At 68.3% G+C, this 25,300-nt stretch carries 18 protein-coding genes and 2 pseudogenes; 13 read left to right on the forward strand and 7 right to left on the reverse strand.

From position 1 onward, the window contains the following. Positions 1 to 226: 226 nt before the first annotated feature. The 7 genes and pseudogenes from OG568_RS61570 to OG568_RS42790 all read left to right on the forward strand — a co-directional run. Positions 227 to 577 (forward strand): annotated as a pseudogene (locus OG568_RS61570) (IS110 family transposase); the annotation flags it as partial. Between the two features lie 184 nt (positions 578 to 761). Further along, on the forward strand, positions 762 to 1,358 hold the full coding sequence (locus OG568_RS42765; protein WP_329535414.1) for a transposase: 597 nt from the start codon (positions 762 to 764) through the stop codon (positions 1,356 to 1,358). 512 nt (positions 1,359 to 1,870) lie between these two features. Next, complete coding sequence (locus tag OG568_RS42770) at positions 1,871 to 2,548, forward strand: urease subunit gamma (protein WP_329535415.1); 678 nt, start codon at positions 1,871 to 1,873, stop codon at positions 2,546 to 2,548. After that, on the forward strand, positions 2,541 to 4,538 hold the full coding sequence (gene ureC, locus OG568_RS42775; RefSeq protein ID WP_329535416.1) for an urease subunit alpha: 1,998 nt from the start codon (positions 2,541 to 2,543) through the stop codon (positions 4,536 to 4,538). Before OG568_RS42770 ends, ureC begins: the two co-directional genes overlap by 8 nt. 95 nt (positions 4,539 to 4,633) lie before the next feature. Then, complete coding sequence (locus OG568_RS42780; protein WP_329535417.1) at positions 4,634 to 5,308, forward strand: urease accessory protein UreF; 675 nt, start codon at positions 4,634 to 4,636, stop codon at positions 5,306 to 5,308. A gap of 41 nt (positions 5,309 to 5,349) precedes the next feature. Beyond that, positions 5,350 to 6,063: an urease accessory protein UreG gene (gene ureG, locus OG568_RS42785; RefSeq protein ID WP_329535418.1), complete on the forward strand. Its 714-nt coding sequence runs from the start codon at positions 5,350 to 5,352 to the stop codon at positions 6,061 to 6,063. Positions 6,064 to 6,086: 23 nt separating this feature from the next. Then, positions 6,087 to 6,893: an urease accessory protein UreD gene (locus OG568_RS42790; protein WP_329535419.1), complete on the forward strand. Its 807-nt coding sequence runs from the start codon at positions 6,087 to 6,089 to the stop codon at positions 6,891 to 6,893. Between the two features lie 402 nt (positions 6,894 to 7,295). Here the strand turns inward: OG568_RS42790 and OG568_RS42795 are convergent, their stop codons facing one another. Then, entirely contained in the window at positions 7,296 to 8,312 is a 1,017-nt protein-coding gene (locus tag OG568_RS42795) for a DNA-directed RNA polymerase subunit alpha (protein WP_329535420.1), read from the reverse strand. Positions 8,313 to 9,481: 1,169 nt separating this feature from the next. Here OG568_RS42795 and OG568_RS42800 point away from each other — a divergent pair. Then, positions 9,482 to 11,857, forward strand: a complete 2,376-nt coding sequence (locus OG568_RS42800; protein WP_329535421.1) for an ATP-binding SpoIIE family protein phosphatase — start codon at positions 9,482 to 9,484, stop codon at positions 11,855 to 11,857. Between the two features lie 318 nt (positions 11,858 to 12,175). Here the strand turns inward: OG568_RS42800 and OG568_RS42805 are convergent, their stop codons facing one another. Further along, the gene (locus OG568_RS42805) at positions 12,176 to 12,631 is read right to left on the reverse strand and encodes a hypothetical protein (protein WP_329535422.1); all 456 of its coding nucleotides are present in this window, start codon (positions 12,629 to 12,631) and stop codon (positions 12,176 to 12,178) included. 130 nt (positions 12,632 to 12,761) lie between these two features. Here OG568_RS42805 and OG568_RS42810 point away from each other — a divergent pair. Together OG568_RS42810 and OG568_RS42815 are read left to right on the forward strand one after the other, a co-directional pair. Beyond that, positions 12,762 to 14,437: pseudogene (locus OG568_RS42810) on the forward strand (ISAzo13 family transposase). Positions 14,438 to 15,631: 1,194 nt separating this feature from the next. After that, entirely contained in the window at positions 15,632 to 16,672 is a 1,041-nt protein-coding gene (locus OG568_RS42815; RefSeq protein WP_329535423.1) for a NucA/NucB deoxyribonuclease domain-containing protein, read from the forward strand. Positions 16,673 to 16,735: 63 nt separating this feature from the next. On the opposite strand, the gene OG568_RS42820 is transcribed toward OG568_RS42815, so the two are convergent. Continuing rightward, complete coding sequence (locus tag OG568_RS42820) at positions 16,736 to 17,203, reverse strand: hypothetical protein (protein ID WP_329535424.1); 468 nt, start codon at positions 17,201 to 17,203, stop codon at positions 16,736 to 16,738. Positions 17,204 to 17,823: 620 nt separating this feature from the next. On the opposite strand from OG568_RS42820, the gene OG568_RS42825 reads away from it, so the two are divergent. Together OG568_RS42825 and OG568_RS42830 are read left to right on the forward strand one after the other, a co-directional pair. After that, positions 17,824 to 19,050 carry a transposase gene (locus OG568_RS42825; RefSeq protein ID WP_329535425.1) on the forward strand — a complete coding sequence of 409 codons (1,227 nt, stop codon included), beginning with the start codon at positions 17,824 to 17,826 and terminating at the stop codon, positions 19,048 to 19,050. Positions 19,051 to 19,110: 60 nt separating this feature from the next. Continuing rightward, entirely contained in the window at positions 19,111 to 19,530 is a 420-nt protein-coding gene (locus OG568_RS42830) for a transposase (RefSeq protein ID WP_329535426.1), read from the forward strand. 326 nt (positions 19,531 to 19,856) lie between these two features. Here the strand turns inward: OG568_RS42830 and OG568_RS42835 are convergent. From OG568_RS42835 to OG568_RS42850, 4 genes are all read right to left on the reverse strand, one after another. Then, positions 19,857 to 20,731 (reverse strand): IS5 family transposase gene (locus OG568_RS42835; protein WP_329535427.1). Its coding sequence is split into 2 segments (ribosomal slippage): positions 19,857 to 20,341 and positions 20,341 to 20,731, totalling 876 coding nucleotides; the frame shifts between segments, so codons are not numbered across the junction. A gap of 669 nt (positions 20,732 to 21,400) precedes the next feature. Continuing rightward, on the reverse strand, positions 21,401 to 22,441 hold the full coding sequence (locus OG568_RS42840) for a hypothetical protein (RefSeq protein WP_329535428.1): 1,041 nt from the start codon (positions 22,439 to 22,441) through the stop codon (positions 21,401 to 21,403). A gap of 277 nt (positions 22,442 to 22,718) precedes the next feature. Beyond that, positions 22,719 to 22,844, reverse strand: coding sequence for a hypothetical protein (locus tag OG568_RS42845; RefSeq protein WP_329535429.1), 126 nt, complete (start codon positions 22,842 to 22,844; stop codon positions 22,719 to 22,721). Between the two features lie 151 nt (positions 22,845 to 22,995). Then, positions 22,996 to 24,579 carry a tetratricopeptide repeat protein gene (locus tag OG568_RS42850; RefSeq protein ID WP_329535430.1) on the reverse strand — a complete coding sequence of 528 codons (1,584 nt, stop codon included), beginning with the start codon at positions 24,577 to 24,579 and terminating at the stop codon, positions 22,996 to 22,998. Between the two features lie 482 nt (positions 24,580 to 25,061). Between OG568_RS42850 and OG568_RS42860 the strand changes: the two genes are divergently transcribed. Next, positions 25,062 to 25,256 carry a hypothetical protein gene (locus OG568_RS42860; RefSeq protein ID WP_329535431.1) on the forward strand — a complete coding sequence of 65 codons (195 nt, stop codon included), beginning with the start codon at positions 25,062 to 25,064 and terminating at the stop codon, positions 25,254 to 25,256. Positions 25,257 to 25,300: the final 44 nt, after the last annotated feature.

A 25,300-nucleotide genomic window follows, 5' to 3' on the forward strand; every position in this document is an offset into this window, starting at 1 on the left:
TGCCGCGCTCGACGGCCAGTTTGAGTTTTGCCGCCCCTGACACGCCGGGGCCCCAGACCGGCGTCAAGGACATGCCCGACCGAGGGCCGAACAATGAGGAACCGGCAGCTGGGTCTCGCCACCTGCGGAGTCAACCGCCAACTCCGGCAGAAGGGCTGGGATTGATGTTCGTCGATGGGACTGGGCCAGCGCCAGCCATGACGTGACCGTCATTGACGACCGCGGCATGGTGATCGGCCATTGGGCCTTCCAGCACAGCGAAGCCGACTTTGAGACTGCTTTGGCCCGGCTGGCCAGCCACGGCACCCCGGCCGAACTGCCCGTCATCATCGAACGTTCCAGTGGGCTGGTCGTCGACCGCTTGCTCGAGGCCGGATATCCGGTCGTGCCCGTGCACCCCACCGCCTTCCATGCCGCCCGGCCTCGATGGGGCGCCTCCGGCGCCAAGTCCGATCCTGGTGACAGCTATAAACTCGCCGACTACCTGCGCACCGACGGCCACCGCCTGCGCCGCCTCGTGCCTGTCGACAGCGGCCTGCGAGAACTTCAAGCCCTCGTGCGCCTGCGCGATGACCACGTTCGCGCACGCACGGCGGCCGGCAACCAGCTCGGCGCCCTGCTCGAACAGCACTGGCCTGGGCCCAGGAACCTGTTCTGCTCGCTCGTCTCCGACATCGCCCTGAACTTCCTGACCGACTACCCCACCCCGCAGGCGGCCGCACGACTCGGCGAAGCCCGCATGGCCGCCTTCTGCAAGCGCCATGCCTACCGCGGCGGCAAACCGGCATCCGCACTGCTGGCCCGGCTCCGCTCCCGTCGCCCCGGTCAGCCTCCCCACGCCCGTCCTCACCGCGCTCATCACGGCACAGGTCCAGCTCCTGCGCAGTCTGCAGGCCACCATCACCCAGCTCGAGACGACCATCAAGAAGTGTCTCGCCAGGCACCCGCGCGCCGTCCTCCTCGCCCAGTTGCCTGGCGTGGGCACCATCAACCTCGCGCAGCTGCTTGCCGAGGTCGGCCCGATCCTCGACCGCGTCGAGTCCGCCGAACAGGCCGCCGCCGAGTGCGGAGCCGCACCGGTAACCAAAGCATCCGAAAAGGCACATGGCGTCTACTTCCGGTGGGCCGCCAACACACGTGCCCGCAAGGCCGTCACCGCCTTCGCTCACAACTCCCGCATACAGTCACCCTGGGCCGCCGCCCTCTACGCAAACGCCCGCGCACGCGGGAAACGCAATCCGCACGCCACCCGCATCGTCGCCCGCGCATGGCTCCGCGTCATATGGGCCTGCTGGCACAACGCCACCCCCTACGACCCTGACAATCACCCCGCCACCCAACGCCTCACAGCCAGCTGACTTGACTCAGAGGACTCAAGCGCTATGCGGCCCGGAAGGTCTTCCACCTGGTCAGACAGTTACAGCCAGGACCCCGCTCATAGGGGCTGTCGTGAACCGGCCACTGCCGACACCAGACGTCTGCGTGCGTGCCGGTTCCTGAACGGGCATTGTCAGGGGAAGGGCGGTATGTGATCACCGAAGGGGGGCGGCTCTTGTCCGGCTGCAAGTGCGCTTCCGTGCCGTGAGGCCCAGTGCCTCGGCGCAGAAACGTTCGCGTGTTGCGCCCCTTGGGGCAGCGGACCCTGTTTGTCCGGAACTCGCCGATTCGCAGTCTGAAGTCTTAATCCTTCCTCCCTCGCCGAAATGTTCGCCCCGCCGCCCGTCCGAAGTGAAAGCGGAACTTCCGCGTCGACATGTCAGCCCGAGCCAGGACGATCAGACGTGGCGCAGCGTGGCCCGGCCGTCCGGCTTGGGTGGCCCGGCCTGCCCGCGTCGTCGGCAGACGTTGGACTCTGGAGCAGAAGGGCACCATGCATTTCACTCCCCATGAGCAGGAGCGCCTGTTGGTCCATGTGGCGGCCGGCGTGGCGCGGCAGCGCAGAGAGCAGGGAATCAGGCTGAACTATCCGGAGGCGGTGGCACTGCTCACTGCCTACGTCTACGACCAGGCGCGGATCGGCCGGAGCGTCGGCGAGATCATGGACTCGGGGCGGGGGGTCCTGACCAGGGACGACGTCATGGACGGTGTCCCGGAGATGATCGACAACGTCCAGGTCGAGACGACGTTCCCTGATGGAACGAAGCTGGTGACGATCCACGACCCGTTCGACGAGCCGTGCGGGGAGATCGAACTCCACCCCGGCAAAGTCGACTTCGTTGATGAGGCAGTGCCTTTGAACCCGGAGTTGGACGTCACCGAGATCGCGGTGCACAACCTGAGCGACCGGCCGGTGCAGGTCGGGTCGCACTACCACTTCTTCGAGGCGAACGAAGAGCTCGACTTCGACCGGGCGGAGGCATACGGCAAACGGCTCAACGTCGAGGCCGGTACGTCCGAACGGTTCGAGCCGGGGGATGGCCGCACAGTGGAGCTGGTGCGCATCGAGGGCGAGCGGAAGGTGCTGGGGCTGCGCGGGCTGGTAGGTGGGGTCCTGCAGGACCAGGCCCCGGACGACTCCGCCGGTGAGGGAGCTGGTGACGGTGGCTGAGCGGAAGAACACCAGGACGACCAAGCGCGAGGACTACGTAGACCTGTTCGGCCCGACGACCGGGGACGAGATCCGGCTGGCGGACACCGCGCTGCGTATCAAGGTCACCGACGACTGGGCAGGCGGTCTCAGTAAGCATCGGGTGCACGCTTTGCCGGTTCCTGCGGCCAAGGACGAGGACGACTGCCAGGGCAAGGAAAAGAGCAAGGTCAGCCCGCTGATGAGCAGGAGCGGGCACGAGGTGGTCTTCGGCGGCGGCAAGGTGATCCGTGAGTCCATGGGCCAGTCGGCGAGGCCACGCGGCGATGGCAAGGGCGGTCCTCCGGACACGGTGATCACCGGCGTGGTGATCCTGGATCACTGGGGTGTGGTCAAGGCGGACGTCGCGATCCGGGACGGGAAGATCAGTGCTCTCGGCAAGGCGTACAACCCGGAGACCATGGACCCGATCCACGAGGGCCGGACGGACGGGCCGACGGACTTCGTGATCGGCCCGGAGACCGAGGTGATCTCAGGCAAGGGCCGCATCCTGACCGCGGGCGGGGTCGACACCCATGTCCATTTCATCTGCCCGGAGCAGATCGGCGAGGCCCTCGCGTCCGGTGTGACGACCCTGATCGGCGGTGGCACCGGACCGGCCGAGGGATCCACCGCGACCACCGTCACCCCGGGCAAGTGGCACGTCGAACGGCTCTTCAAGGCGCTGGATGAGTTCCCGGTGAACATCGGGGTGCTCGGCAAGGGCAGCACCATGTCCCGCGATTCGATGCTCGACCAGGTGAAGGCCGGCGTGATCGGCTTCAAGATCCACGAGGACTGGGGCGCCACCCCCGCGGTCATCGACACCTGCCTGAAGGTGTGCGAGGGCAGGAACAACCCGGAGGACGACGACCCGGAGAAGGGAGTCGTCAGCAACTACGTGCAACTTGCCCTGCACGCGGACTCGCTGAACGAGGCGGGCTTCGTGGAGAGCACCAAGGCGGCGTTCAAGGACCGTCCCTTGCACATCTTCCATGTCGAGGGCGCGGGCGGCGGGCATGCCCCCGACATGATCACCCTGTGCGGGGAGCCGAACGTCCTGCCCGCCTCCACCAACCCGACGCGCCCCCTGACGGTCAACACCGTCAAGGAGCACATCGACATGATGATGGTCTGCCACCACCTCAACCCGGAACTGCCCGCCGACCGGGCCTTCGCCGAATCCCGCGTGCGCCCCTCGACGATGGCGGCCGAGGATCTGCTGCACGACATGGGCGCCATCTCGATCATGTCGTCCGACGCACAGGCCATGGGCCGCATCGGCGAGATGATCATGCGGACCTGGCAGACCGCCCACGTGATGAAGACCCGCTACGGCCAGCTGCGCGAAGGCACCGCCGAGGAGCAGAAACAGCAGCGCGAAGAGGCAGACAACTTCCGCGCCCGCCGCTACGTCGCCAAGTACACGATCAACCCTGCCATCGCCCACGGCGCGGACGACCTGATCGGCTCCGTGGAGACCGACAAGCTGGCGGACCTGGTGCTGTGGGAACCGAAGTTCTTCGGCGTGAAGCCGCACCTCGTCCTCAAGGGCGGGCAGATCGCCTACGCCCAGGTCGGTGACGCCAATGCATCCATCCCGACGCCGCAACCCGTCCTGCCCCGCCCGATGTGGGGCTCCACAGGAAACGCCCCAGGCGCCAACTCGGTCAACTTCGTCAGCCCCCAGGCCACGGTCACCGCGCAGGAACTCGGCATCAGCAAGTCCCTGTACGAGATCAAGGACACCCGCCAGGTATTCAAACGGCACATGGTCCTCAACGATGCCACCCCGGACATCCGGGTCGACCCGGACACCTACGAGGTGTTCATCGAGGACACCTGCATCACCGAACTGCGCCGGCAGAAGGAGGAACGGGCGCAGGCCGACGAGGAGCTCTGCCCCCAGCGGCCTGCCCCCACGCACTACGCGTCGGAACTTCCCATGGCCCAGCGCTACTTCATCTTCTGACCGTCTGGAGGACGACGGGGCGGGCGGCCCGGCAGGCCGGACGTCTCCCGTCCTGTTTGTCCTGCCGCGCCCTCGAAAGGCATGGTCACCTGTCCATGAGCCGTACCGCTCTCCTCGTCCTGACCGACGGTCGTTTCCCGGCAGGAGGCCATGCGCATTCCGGCGGCGTCGAGGCCGCCGTCGCCGGCCGCGCCGTCCATGATCCCGCCACCCTCTACGCGTTCTGCCGTGGCCGCCTGCACACCGCGGGCCTCACCGCCGCCGCACTGGCAGCCGCGGCCGCAGCCGGACACGATCCGCTCGTCCTGGACGAGGCCGCCGACGCCCGTACACCCGCCCCGGCACTGCGGGCCACGGCCCGCAAGCTGGGCCGGCAGATGCTGCGGGCGGCCCGCGCGGCCTGGCCGTGCGAGGCACTGGAGCGGCTTGCACGCGATCTGCCGGGCGGCGCCCACCAGCCCGTGGTGCTCGGCGTCGCCGCCCACGCGGCCGGCCTCACCGCGTTGGACGCCGCACACGTCGCGGCCTTCGACAGCATCGGAGCCCCCGCCGCCGCGGCCGTGCGGCTGCTCGGCCTCGACCCGTTCGACGCCACCGCGGTCCTGGCCCGTCTTGGCGACGACGTCGACACCGTGGCCCGCCGGGCCGCCGACGCTGCCGCCCGCGTCGCCGATGAGGGAGTCGGCATCCTGCCGGCCGCATCGTCGCCGCTGCTCGACATCACCGCCGAACAGCATGCCGCCTGGCCGATGCGTCTGTTCGCCTCCTGACGCCGACCCCGGACTCACCGCACCCCAAGGAGCTCACGCCCATGCACCTCGACCACACGCACGACGGCCCCACCGCCGTCTCCGCCGACGCCCACCGCCCCGACGGCACCCGACGCGCCCTCAGGATCGGCCTCGGCGGTCCGGTCGGCTCCGGCAAGACCGCCACCGTCGCCGCCCTCTGCCGCACCCTGCGCGACCGCTATTCGCTTGCCGTCGTCACCAACGACATCTACACCCGTGAGGACGCCGAGTTCCTGCTCCGCGAGGCTGTCCTGCCCACCGAACGGATCACCGCCGTGGAGACCGGAGCCTGCCCCCACACAGCGATCCGCGACGACATCTCCGCCAACCTGGAAGCCGTAGAAGAGCTTGAGGACCGCCTTGGCCCCCTGGACCTGATCCTCGTCGAATCCGGCGGCGACAACCTCACCGCCACCTTCTCCAAGGGCCTCGTCGACACGCAGATCTTCGTCATCGACGTCTCCAGCGGCGACGACATCCCCCGCAAGGGCGGACCCGGCATCACCACCGCCGACCTCCTCGTCGTCAACAAAACCGACCTCGCCCCGCACGTCGGCGCCGACCTCACCACCATGGCCTCCGACGCAGCCCAGCGACGCGGCGACCTCCCCGTCGTCTTCACCTCCCTCACCAGCGACGACGGCGTCCGGCCCGTCGCCGACTGGACACTGGAACGCCTCACCGCCTGGCGCCACAGGACCGCACGGCCCGAACCCGCCGTCGCCACGCACTGATCCCGTACGACCCGGCAGGAGACATGAGCACCGTCGCCCAAGACCTCGCGCCCCTCCCGGACGAATCCACCGTCGTGGCAACCGCCCGGGTACGGGCCAACCACAACGGCCACACCACCACCCTCCCTCTGCTCAGCAGCGACGGCCCCTTCCACCTCCAAAGGCTCCGCCCGCGTGGCGGCCTGGCCCGTGTCGACGTCATCGGCGCCATGAGCGGCCCCCTCGGCGGCGACCGGCTCGCCCTCCATGCCGACGCCGGCCCGCACGCCCGCCTCCAGATCACCTCAGCCGCCTCCACCATCGCGCTGCGCGGCCACACCGACGACCCCGCCACCTACGACATCCGCCTGACCGTCGGCGACGACGCCACCCTGCACTGGCTGCCGCAGCCCTTGATCAGCACCGCCGGCAGCAACCTCCGCCAGACCTGCACCGTCGACCTGGCCTCCACCGCCCGCCTCGTCCTGAGGGACGAACAGATCCTCGGCCGCACCGGTGAGACCAGCGGCAACCTGACCACCCGCCTCACCGTGCTCCGCGCCGGCCGCCCCCTTCTCGACCAGCACACCTCTTACGGCGGCCGCCACCCCGGCTGGGACGGCCCGGCCGTCATGGGATCGCACCGCGCCTGCGGCCAACTCCTCGTCGTCGACCCGTCCCTCACCCCGGCCGTCCACCCACCGATCCTCCTCGGCGACCTCGACACCCCAGCCCACGGTGTGCTGGCCCCCCTGGCCGGCCCGGCGCTCCTCGCCACTGCGGTGGCCGACACCGCCACCCGGCTACGACTCCTCCTTGACGAGGCATTGCAACAAGCGCGCACCCCGTAGCAGCAGTCCAATCGACGCCGTGCCCGCATTGGGTGGACACCCGTCGTGTCCTGGGCGGGGAATCCCCGGTGACCGACCTCTTCGCCGTCTCGGCGAGTCTCCGGCAGCGGCTCGGCCTACCTCCAAACACCTGTCGTGTTCCCGCAGACGAGTGGACGTGCAGGGTGCCCCGCGCTACCGGACTGTCTTGTGGTGGAGACGTTCGCGGTCGCGGCGAGCACCGTCTCCAGGTCGTGCCATTGGCTGACGTGCCTGCGCGTGTGACACCGGAGTGACATCGAGTGATTCGGGTTCGTCGCGGCACGCCTGCCAAACACCCCACTCGGGGGAATAGGGGTGCGGTCGTCTGCTGTGCCGTCTCCTCTTCACCGGCTCCGCCGTGCCCCGGCCGTAGCACAGCGTTCAGTACTGCTCGGTCTCCACGAAACCCGCGTCCCCGTTGTCGTCCGCGCCGAGGGCAGCGGCGGTCGGGTCGAATCCGGGCGGGCTGTCCTTGAGGCCCAGGCCCATGCCGGCGAGCTTCGCCTTGACCTCGTCGATGGACTTCGCACCGAAGTTGCGAATGTCGAGGAGGTCGGCCTCGGAGCGCGCCAGGAGCTCACCCACCGAGTGGACGCCCTCGCGCTTGAGGCAGTTGTACGAACGGACGGTGAGCTCGAGCTCCTCGATCGGCAGCGCGAGATCAGCGGCGAGGGCGGCGTCCACCGGGGACGGACCCATGTCGATGCCCTCGGCGTCGATATTCAGTTCGCGCGCCAGGCCGAACAGCTCGACCAGGGTCTTACCGGCCGACGCCATGGCATCACGGGGACGCATGGCCTGCTTGGTCTCGACGTCGACGATCAGCTTGTCGAAGTCGGTGCGCTGCTCGACACGGGTCGCCTCGACCTTGTACGTGACCTTCAGTACCGGCGAGTAGATCGAGTCGACCGGGATGCGCCCGATCTCCTGGCCGATCTGCTTGTTCTGAACGGCGGAGACGTAACCGCGACCGCGCTCGACGGTCAGCTCCATCTCCAGCTTGCCCTTGCCGTTGAGGGCGGCGAGGACGAGGTCGGGGTTGTGCACCTCGACACCGGCCGGCGGCGCGATGTCGGCGGCGGTGACCAGACCCGGGCCCTGCTTGCGCAGGTACATCACGACCGGCTCGTCCTGCTCGCTGCTCACGACGAGCTGCTTGATGTTGAGGATCAGGTCGGTGACGTCCTCCTTGACGCCCGGCACGGTGGTGAACTCGTGCAGCACGCCGTCGATGCGGATGGACGTGACCGCCGCACCGGGGATCGAGGAGAGGAGGGTCCGGCGCAGGGAGTTGCCGAGGGTGTAGCCGAAGCCGGGCTCCAGCGGCTCGAGCACGAACCGGGAGCGGAACTCGTCGACGACCTCTTCGGTCAGGGACGGACGCTGAGCGATCAGCACGGGGTGTTGCCTCCAGTGGTTTGGCGTCCGCTATGTGACGCCGTAGATACCACGAAGGGTACGGGCGATACGGGCGATACGGTCTCGGCAGAGGCCGAACCGCGCGTCACTTATCAGCCCCGGACGCCACCCGGGATGGTCGAGGACTGTGCCCCACAGGGTCCGTCGGTCTGGCGGACAAGGCCGGTACTCCTCCGAATTGTGCTGGGACTCGCAAACGATTCTGGCCACACTCCGGTTCCCGCGCCTCCCAGACCGGTCCGGAGGACGGTGCACGCGTGCAGCGGCCACCTGCGACGGCGCGTCCCCAGGCAGCGGTCCCGATCGCCTCCCCGAAGGAAGGCCGCGAAGCCTGGCAGGAACAGGGTTGCTGTGCGCCCTCCGCTGCGGCGGTCCCGACCGCCGCGCAGCAGCTGCTGGCCACAGCGATCCACAAGGTGGCCCGGACACCAAGGGGTGGTGGCGAGCCCGCCGCCGGCCAGGGCGCCCAGCGGAAGGGTGCCCCGGTTGATCCAACGGGCGGCATCGCTGACCCGGCCGAGCATGTCCGGCGGGCAGGCAACCTGGCGGTAACTGGTCAGGGACACCCCCCCCCGCGACGGTGGATGAGAAGGTCCAGGAGATCCTGGCGAAGCCGAACAGCAGCACCCACCAGCCGGGCTCGGCGAGCGGGACCAGCAGGCCGGGAAGGGACAGCACGGTCATCGCCGATCCAACTGATTCGTGCCGAGCCCACGCCGATGACACTCTCCCGAGCGCAACGCGTCGATCGCTTAGGCGGCCTGGTCGAGGGGTGAGTGTGCAGACGTGGCGGACAGCCACGCAGGCCCCACGGCCGTGCTGCAAGATGCCGAGCTCACCCGCGCCCGCCGACGTGCAGTGCATCGTGCCGGAGTACCCCTGGGCCCGTGGGCCGTTGCCGGTCTGGCCGTCACCGTCGGCCGCAACCTGCTGTGCGTCCTGCCATGGCCGCCATAACACGCAGGCCATGAGACCCATCCGGCCGGCTGTCCGGCAGTGCCGTCCCGCGCGTGCGATCGCTTGACGGGAACCAGCTCCAGGACCGAGAGATCCTGGAATCAGCAGGGGACTCGAAGGCGAGATGATCGACTATGGACCCACCGGAGCGCTGCCCTGGTGACTTGCTTCCCGCCGCTGGGGCTCTGGCAGTGGCGGCTCCTGACGGTGTGCTGACCTGTTGGAGCACTGGTGCGGAGCAGTTGCTCGGGCTCTCCGCCGCCGAGGCTGTCGGCCTGCCCGCGGCAGAGCTCCTCGCATCGGCCCTCCCCGCGGCTGCTCGTGAGCGATTCGCCCGGCAGGAGGGCTGGACCGGGCCGGTGGCACTCCGCCACCAGGACGGCAGCGCCGTGGAGTGCCGGTTGCGCGCGTGTCCGCTGCCCACGGGTGACGGGCGAGCCGGTTGGCTGCTGGAGGGCGTCCCGGTGCGGGAGGAGACGGAGCGCGACACGGACCCACTGATCCGCTGGTCATTCGACCAGTCCCCGTTCTCCCTGGCGATCTACGACTCCGAGGGCCGATTCCTGCGCGTCAACGAGCCCATGACCAAGCAGCTCGCCGCCTCCGAGCGGGAGCTTCGGGGGCTCCGGATCACCGAGCACATGCCAGATCAGGGCTTCCAGGCTCCCGAGCGATCTCTCGATCGCGTGCTGCAGACCGGTGAATCCGAGCACATCGAGAACTACGTCAGAGTCCCGGGAGAGCCCCACGCGCACGCCTGGATCGTCCACTTCACCCCGCTCAAGGACTCCCTCGGACTGGTGCACGGCGTGCAGCTGGCCGCCCTGGACTTCTCCGAGCAGTACGCGGCCCGCGAGCGCTTGGCGCTGCTCAACGAGGCCAGCAGGAGTATCGGCAGCAGCCTGGACGTGCCCCGGACGGCCCAGGAGCTGGCTGACGTAGCCGTGCCTGCCCTGGCGGACTTCGTCTCCGTCGATCTCCTGGACACCGTGCTGCGCGGCGACGAGCCCCCGCTGATCCCCGTCGAGGGGCCCCTGCTGTTGCGGCGCACAGCCATCCGTTCCGGTGTGAAGCCCGCAGTCACAGTCGGCGAGCTGGCCCGCTACCCGGAGTTCTCACCGCCGGTCCGGTGCCTGGCCACCGGCCACGGCACCGTGCACCAGATCGGGGAGCCCGAGATCACCCGCTGGCTGGCCCACGACCCCGACCGGGCTACCTGGGTGGTTCGGCATCGCGCGCAGTCGCTGATCACGGTGCCGCTCCGCGCCCGCGGTACCAACCTCGGCGTCGCCCTCTTCACCCGACTGGCTCCCTCAGCCGCGCCGTACGGACCCGACGACCTGCAGATCGCCGAGGAGCTGGCGGCGCGCGCCGCGGTCTGCATCGACAACGCCCGCCGTTACACCCGCGAGCACAGGACAGCACTGGCGCTCCAGCACAGCCTTCTGCCACAGGGGACTGTCGCACAGGCAGCCGTGGACGTCGCCGGCCGCTACCTCTCCTCAGACTCGCACATCGGCGTCGGCGGTGACTGGTTCGACGTCATCCCGCTTTCCGGCGCCCGCGTCGCCCTCGTGGTCGGCGATGTGGTCGGCCACGGCATCGCCGCCTCGGCCGCCATGGGGCGCCTTCGCACGGCCGTGCGTACCCTCGCCGACGTCGATCTGGCCCCGGACGAGCTCCTCACCCACCTTGACGACCTTGTGGTCCGGCTAAGCTCCGGGCCCGACTCCGGTGCGGAGGCGCCGTCGGGAGAACTCGGAGCCACTTGCCTGTACGCGGTCTACGACCCCATTTCCCGCATGTGCTCGCTCGCCAGTGCGGGTCACCTCTGGCCCGCATTGGTGTGCCCTGACGGCAGAGTGGATTTCCTCGAACTGCCCACCGGCCCGCCACTCGGCGTGGGCGGGATGCCGTTCGAGTGCGTCCACCACGAAGTTCCAGAAGGCAGTCTCCTTGCGCTGTACACCGACGGCCTGATCGAGGCACGCCATCGCGATGCCGACGCCGGTCTGCGTGCACTGCGCGGCGCCCTCGCCGACGCCGCCGATTCGTCGTTGGAGACCACCTGCGACAAGGTGCTCAAGGCGCTGCTCGACGAGCGGCCCACCGACGACGCCGCACTGCTCATCGCCCGTACACGTGCTCTGGACAGCGGGCACATCGCCGTCTGGGACCTCCCCAATGATCCGGAGGTCGTCGCAGGCGCCCGCTCTCAGGCGACCGCCCAACTCCACGCCTGGGAGCTGGACGAGCTGACCTACGTCACGGAACTCGTGGTCAGCGAGCTGGTGACCAACGCCATCCGCTACGGTGGCGCGCCCATTCAGCTGCGGCTGATCAAGGGAAAGACGCTGATCTGCGAGGTCTCCGACGCCAGCAGCACCTCACCCCACCTGCGCCGCGCCCGCATCTTCGACGAGGGCGGACGCGGCCTCATGCTGGTCGCCCAGCTCACCGAGCGCTGGGGGACGCGATATACCGGCACCGGCAAGACCATCTGGACTGAGCAGCCCCTTCCCGCGCGGGTACCCAGGGCACCAACGCGCGGCGTGCGAGCTGACTGACCTGCATCGATGAGTAGTTCGGTTGGGTCGCTAGGTGAACTTCCCACGTTTTGGGGAAACCGAGGAGGCCGTGAAGGCCCTTCTGGGCCCTGTCTTGACCCGCATGGCAAGTGCGTTTGGTGTCGCGCCTATCTGGCGTCCTCCCTATCGAGGCTTCGCGCCCATGATGGTTGAAGCCCTGCCACTCGTGCAGAGATTGGAAGAGGCAGGGACTAGCCTGGGGTTTCTTGGTGAGATGGTCGTTGACCAGGGGAAACACCTCTCCGTAGTTCTCACAGGTCCACGGGGTTTCCCAGGCTCATGTGCCCTCGCGGCCGTCTAACGCAGCACATCCACAAGGGCATTGCACAGGGCCTTGGCGTCGTCGAGGGCTCGGCGGCACACGTCATCGGTGAGTACGAGGCGCTGCCCGATGCGTGCGGATGACCCGGGCACCCTGGTCAGGTACTTCTCGTTCACGATGCCGTCGTTGTGTGTGAAGACGTGGCGGGCAGCCCAGGTTTCCAGGAGGCGCTGCCACGTTCGCGGACCGAGGGTGGTCCGCAGGTCGGAGAGGCCGGCATCGACGATCAGATCGGCCATGGGGTCGAGGCGCTGGAAGATGGCGCCTTTACCGTTCAGGAGGCTGTCCGCATTGGGCATGATCGCGCGGAAGAGGGAGGAACCCAGGGCTTCCACAACCCCGACCACGTTCTCCACGGTGTCGACCCAGTTGCGCGTGAACACTCCCTGCTCGTGCAGCAGCGCCTTCGTGTCCGAAGGCAGGGCTTCCAACGCGTCCAGGCGTACGGTGTCGGCCTGGAGGGGCCTTCACCCAAGGCCGGGTAGTTAAAGGGCTTGCCGGGAAACAAACCGTCGCTTCCGGCTCCGAGGCTCGTTGTCATGGTATGGGGAGTCCGGGGGGATCGAGGCCGCCCTGGCCGCGAAGTTCGCGACGCTGTTCCCGCATCTCGACGAGCGGCAGCGGCGGCTGGCCATAGGAGCAGAAGCACGGTCGCTGGGCCATGGAGGCATCAGGCTCGTCGCTCGTGCGGCCGGAGTCCGGGAGGGCACCGTGTCGTGCGGGGTGGGGAACTGGAGTCCGGCGAGGCGCCGTTGGGGCGGGTGCGCCGGTCCGGTGGGGGCCGCAAGCATGCGGTGGACCTGGATCCGGGCCTTCGGGCAGCGTTGCTGGCCTTGGTGGAACCGGATGTACGCGGGGACCCGATGTCGCCGCTGCGTTGGACGACGAAGTCGACCCGGCAACTGGCTGCCGAGCTGACCCGGCAGGGGCACCGAGTCTCAGCGGACACCGTGGCGGCCGTGCTACGCGAGGAGGGCTTCAGCCTCCAAGGCAACGCCAAGACCATCGAAGGTGCCCAACACCCGGACCGCGATGCGCAGTTCCGCTATATCAACGACCAGGCCAAGGACTTCCAGGCCACCGGAGACCCGGTGATCAGCGTGGACACCAAGAAGAAGGAGCTGGTCGGCAACTACAAGAACGCCGGCCACGAGTGGCGTCGCGAAGGCGATCCGGTCCGGGTTCACACCCACGACTTTCCCGATGCCGATCTGGGCAACGCGATCCCATACCGGATCTACGACCTGACCGCGGACACGGGCTGGGTCAACGTCGGCACCGACCACGACACCGCAGCCTTCGCCGTCGCCTCCGTCCGCCGCTGGTGGCACGCGGTCGGCCATGCCTCCTACCCGCGCTCGCACCGTCTGCTGATCACTGCGGACGCGGGCGGTTCCAACGGCTACCGCACCCGGGCCTGGAAGTTCGAGCTGGCCGCGCTGGCTGTCGAGACCGGCCTGGAGATCACCGTGTGTCACTTTCCTCCGGGCACATCTAAGTGGAACCGAATCGAGCACCGACTGTTCTCCCACATCACGATGAACTGGCGAGGCAGGCCGCTGACCAGCCATGAAGCCATCGTGAACAGCATCGCAGCGACCACCACCCGCACGGGACTGACCGTCCGCGCCGAACTCGACACCGCTCTCTACGAGACCGGCGTCCGCATCAGTGAGGGGCAGCTGAACGCCCTGCCACTGAGCCGCCACGACTGGCACGGCGACTGGAACTACACCCTCCGCCCCCAGGAACACCGCCGGGACGGCGTCCTTCCGATCCCGCCCCAGAATGAAGCCGGCCCCGGCCGCGACTGGCTGGCCCATCCCGCCCTCACCGGCATCCCGCACGAGCAGTGGGACTCGCTGGTCACCGAGTTGGCAGCGGCCCGCGCGGCTCAGCGGGAAGCAGACCTCCAGCAGCGACGCGGCGGCGACCGGCAGAAGACCCCTGCCGTCGGCCTCTATACCGGCCGGCGCCCCGGCCTCACCCTCGTCGACCGGCTCCTGGCCACCATCCTCTACCAGAGGTTCAAACTCCCCCAGGTCGTCATCGCCCCGCTCTTCACCGTGACACCCGTGACCCTCAACCGGGCCATCAGCCAAACCCGCCGGCTCCTCCACGACATCGGACACGCCATCAAACCCGCCGAGACGCAACTGGCCACCCTCGACGATCTCACCAACCTCACCGCACACCTCGGCATCCCCAAACCGGAGATCAAGACGGCGAGTTATTGATCGGCAAGCCCTAACTTCGCGGCCTTGGGACAAGGCCCGCGTTTGGTTGGCCCCAGCATCCATACGGCCCGCGCACTGTTCTCGAACCCCCCTCAGCAGGGAGTACTGCCCGTGCGTATGCAGGGTGATGGGGAGTTCGTTGCCCTTCTGCTCCCCGACCAGGGTCGAGCGAAAGCAGTGCAAATGATCGACGGCGACGCTCAGGGCACTCCAGGCGTTGTGCGATACCTGGTAGGGGTTCGTCTTGGCGTCGTCTCCTGCAAGGGAGCTGCCCGGTTGCACCTCCCATTCTTGGGAGGTGGACCGGATGAGGTCCTCGTAGGGCCGGGCGCCGTTCAGCAGCGCCAAGGTTCGCCTGAGGTATTGATCTTCGTCGGTCGGGCTTGTCACGGCTTGAGCGTATGGGTGAAGGCCACGATGGTGCGTGGCATTTACATATGTGGGCGAATCGTCGTGTGCCGAGAGGCGGGGAGGCTTGACTTCGCGCTGATTCATCAGCTGACCAGCGACCGTCACTGGGCCATCGGCGATCGACTTGGAGCCATGATCCTGGAGGGTAGGGGGAGGGCCTCCGCCTAGTTAGGCGCCCCGCATACACGTCACCGGCGCCCTACCCGCCGGCGCCCCCGCCCTCCCGCAGGTGGGGGTGGTCGGCAGGCCCCAGCGGGGGTGAGTCGGAGCGTCATGATCTCGGCCAAGATGTTGTCGTGATCAGGACATGTCCGGTGTGACGCCATTGCTTTCGTTTCTTTGTTCGAGAAGGTCTTGGGTGACCAGGTGCGGGACGTCAGGTCCGGCACCACCTGAATTCCGGGGGTTTGAGTGATGGTCAGGACCTGGACGTGGCGGGGCAGTACGCGTGCACTGACGACGTTGACCGTGCTCGCTGTGGTGTCGGCCACGGCGTCAGCAGGGGCGAGCGCGGACGGCCGGGACGATCTGAAAGTGGAGTCGTATGTGCTCCCGGTCGGTGCTGCCACACCGTCACTGAAAGAGTTGCAGAGCGGGCAGGGAGTGCAGCAGCTGAGGGAACTCGCCGCGAAGGCGGAGCCGGGGGTGGGGCTGGCGCGGGAGACGGTGGGTCCGGCTGCCTCGTACGCGCCCATATCCCGCAGAGCCTCGGGCACGGTACCGGCCTCGGAGGCCGCGGGATCGGCCCGGGCTGGGATCACGGCTCCGCAGCCGGCTCGGACGATGACGTTCGAGGAGTGCAAGAAGGGGCTGGGCAGCGACAAGAAATTCTTCGTGAAGTCCCGGTTCGCGGTGTGTGACGGGGCGTCGTTCCTGCAGACCTGGGTGCGCAACCGCCAGGTTGTCGGCGAGAGCGCGTTCAACGTTCGTGTGGTCGGCACGATCGCGAAGAACAGCCGCACGATCGATTTCCAGTACTACTTTACCGACTTCGCGACGACCGGCACGACCGGCGCCGCGTCTATGCCGATCACGACGAAGGGCAACATCCCGCAGAGCTGGCCAGCCGGGGCGCGCTACACCCGGGGCGGGAACGCGCCGGGCACGAAGACGTTCGCGGAGCTGAAGGCGCTTCGCACGTTCCATGAGACGGTGAACGCCAAGCCGGGGCAAGGCAGCGGCAACTCGGACCTGCTCTTCTCGGTGTACGAGCCGGCCATCAGCTACACGCCTCCGGCCCCGTGGACGCTGCGCGGGGACATGGGCGGCAAGCTGTTCATGCTCGCGCCCCGATGGGATGCCGCGTCGTACCTGGCCAACTCCACGGGCGGCGGCAACCCGGCGAAGAAGGGCGCGGCCACCTTCAGCTACCTCACGACGCTCGTTCTGAGCGCGAAGCAGGGAGCAGAGGAACGAGCCGAGGCCGCGCACATCAGGACGGCGTTCATCAACCCGCAGGACACCAAACCGTACATGTCGGCGAAGAAGGTGCCCGGCCAGACAGTGGAGGACCCTCTGCACCGCACGGTGAGTGCCACCCGCAGGGACAACAACCGCAAGGCGGCAGTCAAGCAATGCAGACGATACTGGGGCGCCAACTACACCAACGGAGGCAAGGAGTGCGACGAGTACCCCTTCGCAACCACCTACGAGGGGGCCGCAGAACACGACTATGACCCCGAAGTCAGGAAATTCAACTTCTCGGTGAAGCCGATCCCGAAGGACGACAACCGGGCCGGTGGGAATCTCCTGCAAGGCTTCTACGGCAACAACCGCACCATCGACGGAGACAACGACGGCTTCATCGTGAAGATCGTCACCTGACCTGGTGCCACCAGTTGCCGGGGCGGGGCAGTGCCGGGCACCGCCCCGCCCCACTTCCCGTGATCAGGATCCAGCCGGCCAGAACTGGACGAGATAGCACTCGACCCCCGTGCCGGTGCCCTCACCGCCGGACAGAGCAGCAGCCTCAGCCCGGCCCGCACAGCTCACCCGGACCTGCCACGTACCGCCGGAATCGGCCAGCGTGACGACATCGTCGGCCCGGCCCAGGCTCATAGACCACACCGCCACCTGGCCACTGGTCGATTCGAAGTCGGCTTCGGCCTGCTCGTCCCAACTGGCTGGGTCTTGTTCGGGCGGCAAGCCGTCCCACACTTCGACCGTCACGGCAGCAGTGTGGGTGTGGCCACCGCTGGTGACGTCCAGCCGCCCCGGATGAGTGCTGAGGAATGTGCCGTAGTCGAAGTCATCAGGGAACGGCACCGGCAGGTCCGCGTCATCGGACTCCTGCAACCCGAACGCGTTGTACCCCACATCCGCATCGATGTGCTGCTTGCGGACAAGCTCTGCCATGAGCGTCCCTTCGACGTCACGCACCACTGGTCATCACCAGGGATCGTAGATCCCGTCCCGTGCCTACCGCGCCCAGACGGCCGGTCGCCCGGACGCGGTTGGCTGGCGGCCTTGATCCTCAGAGGGGCAGCGCGGGCACTCGTTGGTGGGACGGTCGGCCCAAGACCGCCCCACCCATGCCAAACCATCGCTACACTCCCCACCGCCAGGCCGTTGAACAGGAGAAATGCAGAAGTCCGGCTGGAGTACTAGCTTGACTCTGACGCGTAAATAACAGCAGGTGGGGGCTCTTTCGGGCAGGGGTGTCGGCCCGGTCGGGTCTGTCCGCCGGGCCCCTTCCCCCTGTTCACCCGGCGGCCTCCTGTCGTGCGAGCTCGGAGGCATCACAGAGTCATCGGTCTCGTCCGGAACGAACAGTTCCACTGTCCCGACACGACCGTTCCCGCGGCAGGGCGGTCAAGGTCGCGCGCGGCGCATACCGACCCATTTACTGTGCCCCCGGCGCACGGCGAAGCCGCGCTGGATCGCTGTCGGGGATCTTGGAGTTTGCCGGTGCGGCAGCATGATCGGCGGGCATGCTCGGGTCGTTCCGCCGACCGATGCATTTGTCGAGGTGTCCGTTGTCCCTTCGCCCCCGTTCCGGTGAGCAGGTCCCGTCTCTGACCGCGCAGGTTGCGCGGGCGAGCAACCCGGGTGGTACGACGGCGATATGGGTGCGTGACCGGCTGGACGGGCTGTGGTGCGACGAGGACTTCGCCGACTGGTACCCGCGGGACGGGCGGCCGGGTCTCTCGCCTGCTCAACTGGCTACCGTCTGTGTGCTGCAGTTCCTGCTCGGCCTGTCGGACCGGCAGGCCGCCGGGGCGGTCCGCTGCCGCATCGACTTCAAGTACGCGATGGCCATGGAACTGGATGACCCCGGGTTCCATCACAGCGTGCTGGTCGATTTCCGCGATCGTCTCGCCGAAGGCGACCGTGCCGACCGCCTCCTCGACCTCGCGCTGGCCCGTCTCAAGGAGGCCGGACTGGTGCGAGAGCGCACCATTCAGCGCACCGACTCCACCCGTGTCCTGGCCGCGGTGCGTGACCTGACCCGCCTGGAGCTGATCACCGAGGCGGTCCGCGCCGGACTGGAAGAGGTCGCCGGCACTTCCCCTCACCTGCTGGACGAGCTGGTCGATGAGGACTGGGGGCGCCGCTGCGGCCGACCGGTCCGCCTGGGCAAGAACCCGACCAGGCCCAAGACCAGGATCCTTGCCACTGGAAACGACGCCGTCCGGCTCCTGGAACACCTCCACCGGCACGGAGTAGACCGCGTGTTCGGTCCTCGTATCCAGGCCCTGCGGCAGATCATGGTGCAGAACTACCACCGTGACGCAGCAGGACATCTGCGCTGGCGCACCGCCGAGAAGGAAGGCGGACCCGGGCTGCCGCCCTCGTCCCGGGCGGTCGTCTCTCCCTACGACACCTCGGCCCGCTATGCACGGCACGGACACATCATCAGCTGGAAGGGGTTTGCCGCTCACCTGACCGAGACCTGTGCTTCCGACGGCCCCAACGTGATCACGGACGTGGCCACCACCGCGGCCACCACCCACGACAGCCAGGTCCTGCCCGGCATCCACACCCGCCTCGCCCGTCGCGGACCGCTGCCCGCCGAGCACCTGGTCGACGCCGGCTACATCTCTCTGCCCCACCTGGAACAAGCCACCCGTGAACACCAGGTCACCGTCTCCGGGCCGCTCCGGAGCAACCCCACCCGTCAGCACCGCCGGAACGAGGGGTTCGCCCGGGACGACTTCCACATCGACTACGACCATCAGCAGGTCACCTGCCCCCAGGGATAGGTCAGCGCGGGCTGGCACGGCCCCTACCCGACCTCCTCGCCCACCGCGGCCCCGCTGATCGTGGCCAGGTTCACCAAGAGCCAGTGCCGTCCCTGCCCGTCCCGCACCCAGTGCACCACCACCGCCGACAACGCCCGCACTGTGGGCTTTCCCCCGCGACAGCTCCGCGACCTGCAACTCCGCGTCCGCACCGAGCAACAAACACCCGAGTGGAAGACTCGCTATGCGGTCCGCTCCGGAGTGGAGGGCACGGTCAACGAGTTCGCCCACGGACACGGCATGCGACGCTGCCGCTACCGAGGCCAGGGAAAGGCCCACATCCAGCACATCCTGACGGCTATCGCCGTCAACATCGAGCGCCTCAGCGGACTGCCACCGGCCGAGACAACCCCCACGCCCCGCCGACCGACTGCCTTCCAGAACTACCTCGACCAGCGTGAGATACGCCGTCTGAAGTCCTGGCGAACTCTGGGCAGCTGACCTCGGCACTCCAAGATCCCCGACAGCGATCCAGCGCGGCTTCGCCGTGCGCCGGGGGCACAGTAAATGGGTCGGTATGCGCCGCGCGCGACCTTGACCGCCCTGCCGCGGGAACGGTCGTGTCGGGACAGTGGAACTGTTCGTTCCGGACGAGACCGATGACTCTGTGATGCCTCCGAGCTCGCACGACAGGAGGCCGCCGGGTGAACAGGGGGAAGGGGCCCGGCGGACAGACCCGACCGGGCCGACACCCCTGCCCGAAAGAGCCCCCACCTGCTGTTATTTACGCGTCAGAGTCAAGCTAGGGCGTGTATCGAATGTGCTGGTCACAACCACTCGTTGATGGCTGCGACGAGGACGGTAGCTTCGTATCGGACCGCAAGCTTGTCGTACCTCGTGGCTACGGCCCGGTGTCGCTTGAGGCGGTTGATGCCGCACTCAACCGCGTGGCGTTCGCGGTAGTCGGTCTTGTCGAACTTCGGCGGCCGGCCACCGCGCGAGCCGAGCTTCTTGCGATTCCGGGCCTGGTCCGCCTTGTCTGGGATCGTGCAGCGGATACCGCGCCTGCGCAGGTAGGCGCGGTTCTTGCCGGAGGCGTACGCCTTGTCGGCGCGGACCCGGTTCGGACGGGTGCGCGGCCTGCCCGGACCGGGACGGGAGACGCGGATCTTCTGCAGGACGGGTTCGAACTGCGGAGAGCCCCCTCGCTGTCCGGCAGTGATCACAATCGACATCGGCTTCTGGCCCTGCTCGACGGCCAGATGCAGCTTGGTCGTCAGACCGCCGCGCGAGCGTCCAATGCCGTGGTCGTCCGGCTCGATGCCGAGACCGCCGGGCGGCTCCTTTTGCAGATCCCCCTTTTCCGCGCACCGGCGGCGTGCTGGTGGGCCCGGCACACAGTGGAGTCGACGTTGATGTCCCAGGTGATGAGTTCCTTGGCATCCGCCTGGACCTGCAGTTCGGCAAGGATGCTCTGCCAGGTGCCGTCCCGCTGCCAGCGACGGAACAAGTCGTACACCCGACCCCAGGGGCCGTACCGCTCCGGGACGTCACGCCACGGGACGCCGGCGCGGGTCCGAAACCGTATGCCGTCGATCAGCTGCCGCCTCGTCCATATCGGCGGACGTCCCGGCTTCTTGCTCCCGGGCAACAACGGTGCCAGCCAGTCCCACTGGGTATCCGTCAGATCTCCACGCGCCACCCGGCGATCATCGCAGAGGTTGATCGACTTCAGAGCCGGACGCCAGACCGGTCACGGACAGGATCGCTTCGACTGTCTCTTCAACCGCCGCAGCCGTCCTCACCCTGGAGCGGCAAGGCTCAAAGAGCTGATGGGTTGTCGGCACCTGCCGACCGGGCTGAATGCAGGTCTTGGCCTCCACGAGACCTACTGTCGGGTGGCGGGCTTGGCCGTGTGTGGTGCGTTGCCGTGGAGATCGGCCCCGGGCCCCTCCCGGCGTAGAGAGATTTTGGGGGGCCGCCGGACGGAGCGCAGGGGAGGGCGGTCAGTTTTTCTCCGTGACGTAGGAGCGGAGAAAAAGTGGGCGGCCGACCTTGCGCGGAGTCCGCCGCGGTCTCCCACAATCGACAGCCGGGAGGGACACCAGCCGCACCCCACCACCACCGAGGGCGACTTCACTCTGAAGTTCTATTCCTTGATATCAGCGGACGTATGGCGTGATATGACCGAGGGTGCACGGCGGCGGTCGCTCCGGCAAGTAGCGCACCCACACCCTGCCCGCCGACCAGGCAAAAGCCCTCACCACGATCGACTCCTGGTGGAATCCGCCCTGGCACCTGAACTGGTAACGCGCCTATATATGTTGGACGTCAGCGACCCGGAACGCCCCCACCGTTTCGCATCATTACGTCAGGTCGGCGAAGGCCCGGACGGCGGTGCGCTCCGGTACGGATTGAGAGCCGCGGCCCTGTCGTCGTACGGGAGTCGGGACAGCTTGCCGACGAAGGTCCACATCCTGCGCTCGTCCGCGATGTCCGCGGGCAGGACCAGCCCGAGGCTCTCGGCGAGGGGCTTGCGCCCCGTGTTGACCAGGGCGCGGACCGCCGCGGCCCATTCGTCGGTGGCGGACACGGCGCAGCGGTACCACACGGGGGTCAGGCAGCCGAGCACGACAGCGGTGGCGGTGAGCGTGGCGGGCCGGGCATCGGCCGAGACGAGGGCGGCCACCGCCGCACCGGCCACCGCCGCGTGGCCGGCCAGGAGCGCGATGAAGAAGTCGACGCTCGCGCGTGCGAGATCGACCTGACGACGCAGTTGCTCCGGCGCGGTGCCGGTGAGCTCGTTCCACAGGATCTGGGTGTCGAGCCGGAAGCGATCGTAGCCGTACTCCTCGAACCGGCGGATGGCGTTTCCGAGCCGGGTGGGCGCGATCTGCGCGTCGTCGACGGGGTAGCGGGCCAGCTTCTCGCGCAGCAGGGCTCGTTGGGCGGCCGTGCGTCTGAGGTCTGCGCGGGCGGCCTTGGCGATCCGAGGGTGCTGTGAGAGGCGTACGAGGTCGGCTCGAAGGTCCGCCGGGAGCAAGTCGCCGGTCTGCGCCCGGCGTTGCAACCGCAGCAGCGTCAGCCGGTCCTGGAGGTCCCATTTCTCCTGGCGGCGCTGGCCGCAGGCGTTGTCATAGGCCCGGGCTGGCCACAGCAGGTAGCCCTCCAGAACCCGGTAGAGGGGGTTCTGCAGGGCGTTGAGCATCAGCCCGAGCAGCACGGCTCCGGCGAGCAGGAGCAGGGTCGCGTTGACGCCGGTCGTGGGCCAGAGCCTCGCGAACAGCGCGGTGTGCCGGAGGCTTGGGGCCACCGCAAAGAACAAGACGGCCAAGTTGACGGCGGCCGGCAGAATCCATCCCACCAGCAGCGTCCAGGCTCCTGCGAGCACGCCTTTGGCAATGTCGCCCACGGGTCACCACTCGTCGTCGTCGCCACCGATGTCGGGGCCGGATCCCGATGGGTGCGCTCGTAGGCGTCGAGCTCCAGGGTCCTGCGCGCCGCGTACGCGAGCGCCCGGTCCGCGTGGGTGGCCAGGCGCATGAGGATGTGAGGCGGAATGAAGGTGCAGAAGGTCCGGTGTGCTGCCATGTCCTCACGTCCCCTCGATCGTGCGACAGACCGTAGCGTTCCGAGGGCGGCGCCGGGAGGCGAATGCCGTGTTCCGCGAGGGTGATCGCCCACTGCGGTCAGTTACCTCCTTCACCGGCGGAGGTGATCAGTGCGATGAAGATGAGCATGATCGCAGTGAGTTTGACGACCTGTTCCGCGTCCCAACCCTCCCGTACGGCAACGGCGATGACAGCGGCAACCACAGGTTCTATTCTGGTTCAACGACCCAGAACTCCTACCGTTTCGCATCAATACCACCGATCCTGCTGGCTTATCCACTGACGCGGCGAGAGAGATGCCGACACGAGGCGGGCAAGGTGGCTATCGCAGATACGGTCGGTAGCGCATGGGTCATTACCATCGGAGCGTCGGCGTACCGTCCGGGTCCAGGCCATGCGGCCACAACCTTTTGCACTCCGGGTGGAACAGGGCGTCGATATGGCCGTGGTCGGCGACCTGCCGGGCCAGGATTTCGGCACCCTCCCGGTCCCCGGCCCTCTCCCGCATTTCGGCCAGGCGATACAGGGCTTCGGTGTTGCCGTGGTCGGCGGCCTGCCGGTGCAGGGTTTCGGCACCCTCCCGGTCCCCGACCTCCTCCCGCATTTCGGCCAGGCGATACAGGGCTTCGGTGTTGCTGTGGTCGGCGGCCTGCCGGTACAGGGTTTCGGCACCCTCCGGGTTCCCGGCCCTCTCCCGGATCTTGGCCAGGCGGAACAGCGCGGTGGTGTGGCCGTGGTCGGCGGCCTGTCGGGCCAGGGTTTCGGCGCTCTCCCGGTCCCCGGCCCTCTCCCGCATTTCGGCCAGGCGGACCAGCGCGGTGGTGCTGTCGTGGCCGGCGGCGCGGAGGCGGAGGTGGTGGGCCCATTGCAAGCGGTAACGTTTTTCGGCTGCCCAGGTGAGGTTGTCCAGGTCCTCGGGGCGGGTCAGGTGGGCGTGGGCGGCATGCCAGAAGGAGGCGCGCGGGCACAGGTGGCGGCGGGTGGTGCGGCCGTGTTGTTCGAGGTAGTCGGCGAGGCGGAACACCGGCCCCGACGGCCGCAGTGAGGGGACCTCGGCAGGGGTGGGGGGACCTGGTGGGCGCCGTTGCGGTCGGGGGGTGACCCGGCTCAGGGGAGCCTGCTTGCCGTGGACCGGTGCGGCGAGCTCCGCGTAAGCCCTCTCCGCCCAGTCGTCGGTGAGCTGGTTCCAGTCGGTGTCGTGGAGATAGTCGGTGGCGGCATCGGTGAGGAAGGCCTGCGGCAGGTGCAGGCCGACGTCGAGGCGGCACGCGTCCATCGCCGCTTTCAGTACCGCTTTGGCGGCAGGGCTGCCAGCGTGGTACCGCTCCAGGAGCGCGGGGCCTCCGGCGAGATCCTGCGTAAGGCGTCCGTCGGCGCGGGCGCGGGTGAGGGCGTCGGCCAGCAGCCGGTCACCGGCCTCGGCCAATGTAGTCGCCGCAGCCAGGTCTCGGGTGTCGGGGACGCTCACGGTGCGTCCGGCGAGCAGTTCCCGCACCCGGCTGTACGGATCTGGCCCTCTAGGGCCGGGCAAGGTGGTGTAATCCGCGAGGTAGTGGGGCCAGAGCGTGCCCAGCACGAGTACCGGCCCACGCTGCGGACTGGTCAGCAAGTGGTGCACAGCCGCGGCGATCCGCTCACCGGCCGCCAAGTCGCCGAGGTAGTGGTGGGCTTCATTGAGCCACACGACCGTGTGCGAGCCGACACGGTGCAGTTCCTCCAGTGCGGCCTCTGCCCGGGTGGGGTCGAAGGGATGCCACAACCTCCACTCCGAGGCGGCGAGCGGCTGCACAGCCTCCCAGCATGCTCGCGTCTTGCCCGTCGAGGACTCGCCCGTCAGCACCAGCATCCGGCTGTGGCCCTGTTGAGCTTCCCGTACCGCCTCCGCCAGGATCCGGTCGTGCCCGCGGCGCACATAACCGGGCAGCAACCGCTGTTCCATCGAGCCGGAACCGTCCTGGGCGGTACCGGCCGGGTGGACCTCCAGCCCATGCGGATCCCACAGCTCGATCGGCCGACCGGGCCCCGGCCGATCCCTGTTCCCCCGTCGGCCGCAACTCGCTGCAACGCCTGCAGTTCCTCCACCGGCAGTCGCAGCGCGCCGGCCAGTGCCGTCACCGTCGGTGCCGACGGTGACGGCCCGTCTGTCTGGAACGCCTGCTGCACGGTCGTACGGCTCAGCCCTGTCTGAGCAGCAAGCTCAGTCTTCTTCAGTCCGGCCTTGGCCAGCCCGCCCTCCAGCTTCCTGCGCAGTTCGGCCAGAGCCGAGTCCGGAGTGTGACTGGTCCGTTCCTCGTGCACGTGCTTGCCCCCCGGGTGGTGATGTGTGCACCGGTGTTCATCTTCGTCCTGGCGCACCATGGCGCACACCGATTCCGAGACCTTCGTCCACGTCAACACCCCACCTCGTAAAGGGAGTCTGCCGTGAGCGTTGCCGTCCTCCTCCTCACCAGCGCACTCGTGATTGTTGTTGCGCTCCTGGCCGCAGCTGGTGCGGGCAAGCTCGCCCGCATGGACGGCGCCACCTACCCCGCCGCCCTCACCCGCGCCGCCACCGCCTTCGCCACCGCCCTCACCCGCGCCGCCACCGTGACCGCAGCCCTCGCCGTCCTCACGTAAAGCCCAGCTCTTCTCAGGTCTCCGAAGACCCACCGTTTGCGGCT

It is taken from the genome of Streptomyces sp. NBC_01450, from assembly GCF_036227505.1.
Classification (GTDB): domain Bacteria; phylum Actinomycetota; class Actinomycetes; order Streptomycetales; family Streptomycetaceae; genus Streptomyces.

What these genes read in the sequence shown, in the direction of transcription:
- OG568_RS42850 (WP_329535430.1), bottom strand. Translation starts at nt 24,579, where the DNA reads ATGGAACAGCGGTTGCTGCCCGGTTATGTGCGCCGCGGGCACGACCGG.
- OG568_RS42820 (WP_329535424.1), bottom strand. Translation starts at nt 17,203, where the DNA reads ATGGCAGAGCTTGTCCGCAAGCAGCACATCGATGCGGATGTGGGGTAC.
- OG568_RS42770 (WP_329535415.1), top strand. Translation starts at nt 1,871, where the DNA reads ATGCATTTCACTCCCCATGAGCAGGAGCGCCTGTTGGTCCATGTGGCG.
- OG568_RS42780 (WP_329535417.1), top strand. Translation starts at nt 4,634, where the DNA reads ATGAGCCGTACCGCTCTCCTCGTCCTGACCGACGGTCGTTTCCCGGCA.
- OG568_RS42815 (WP_329535423.1), top strand. Translation starts at nt 15,632, where the DNA reads ATGACGTTCGAGGAGTGCAAGAAGGGGCTGGGCAGCGACAAGAAATTC.
- ureG (WP_329535418.1), top strand. Translation starts at nt 5,350, where the DNA reads ATGCACCTCGACCACACGCACGACGGCCCCACCGCCGTCTCCGCCGAC.
- OG568_RS42765 (WP_329535414.1), top strand. Translation starts at nt 762, where the DNA reads ATGCCTACCGCGGCGGCAAACCGGCATCCGCACTGCTGGCCCGGCTCC.
- OG568_RS42790 (WP_329535419.1), top strand. Translation starts at nt 6,087, where the DNA reads ATGAGCACCGTCGCCCAAGACCTCGCGCCCCTCCCGGACGAATCCACC.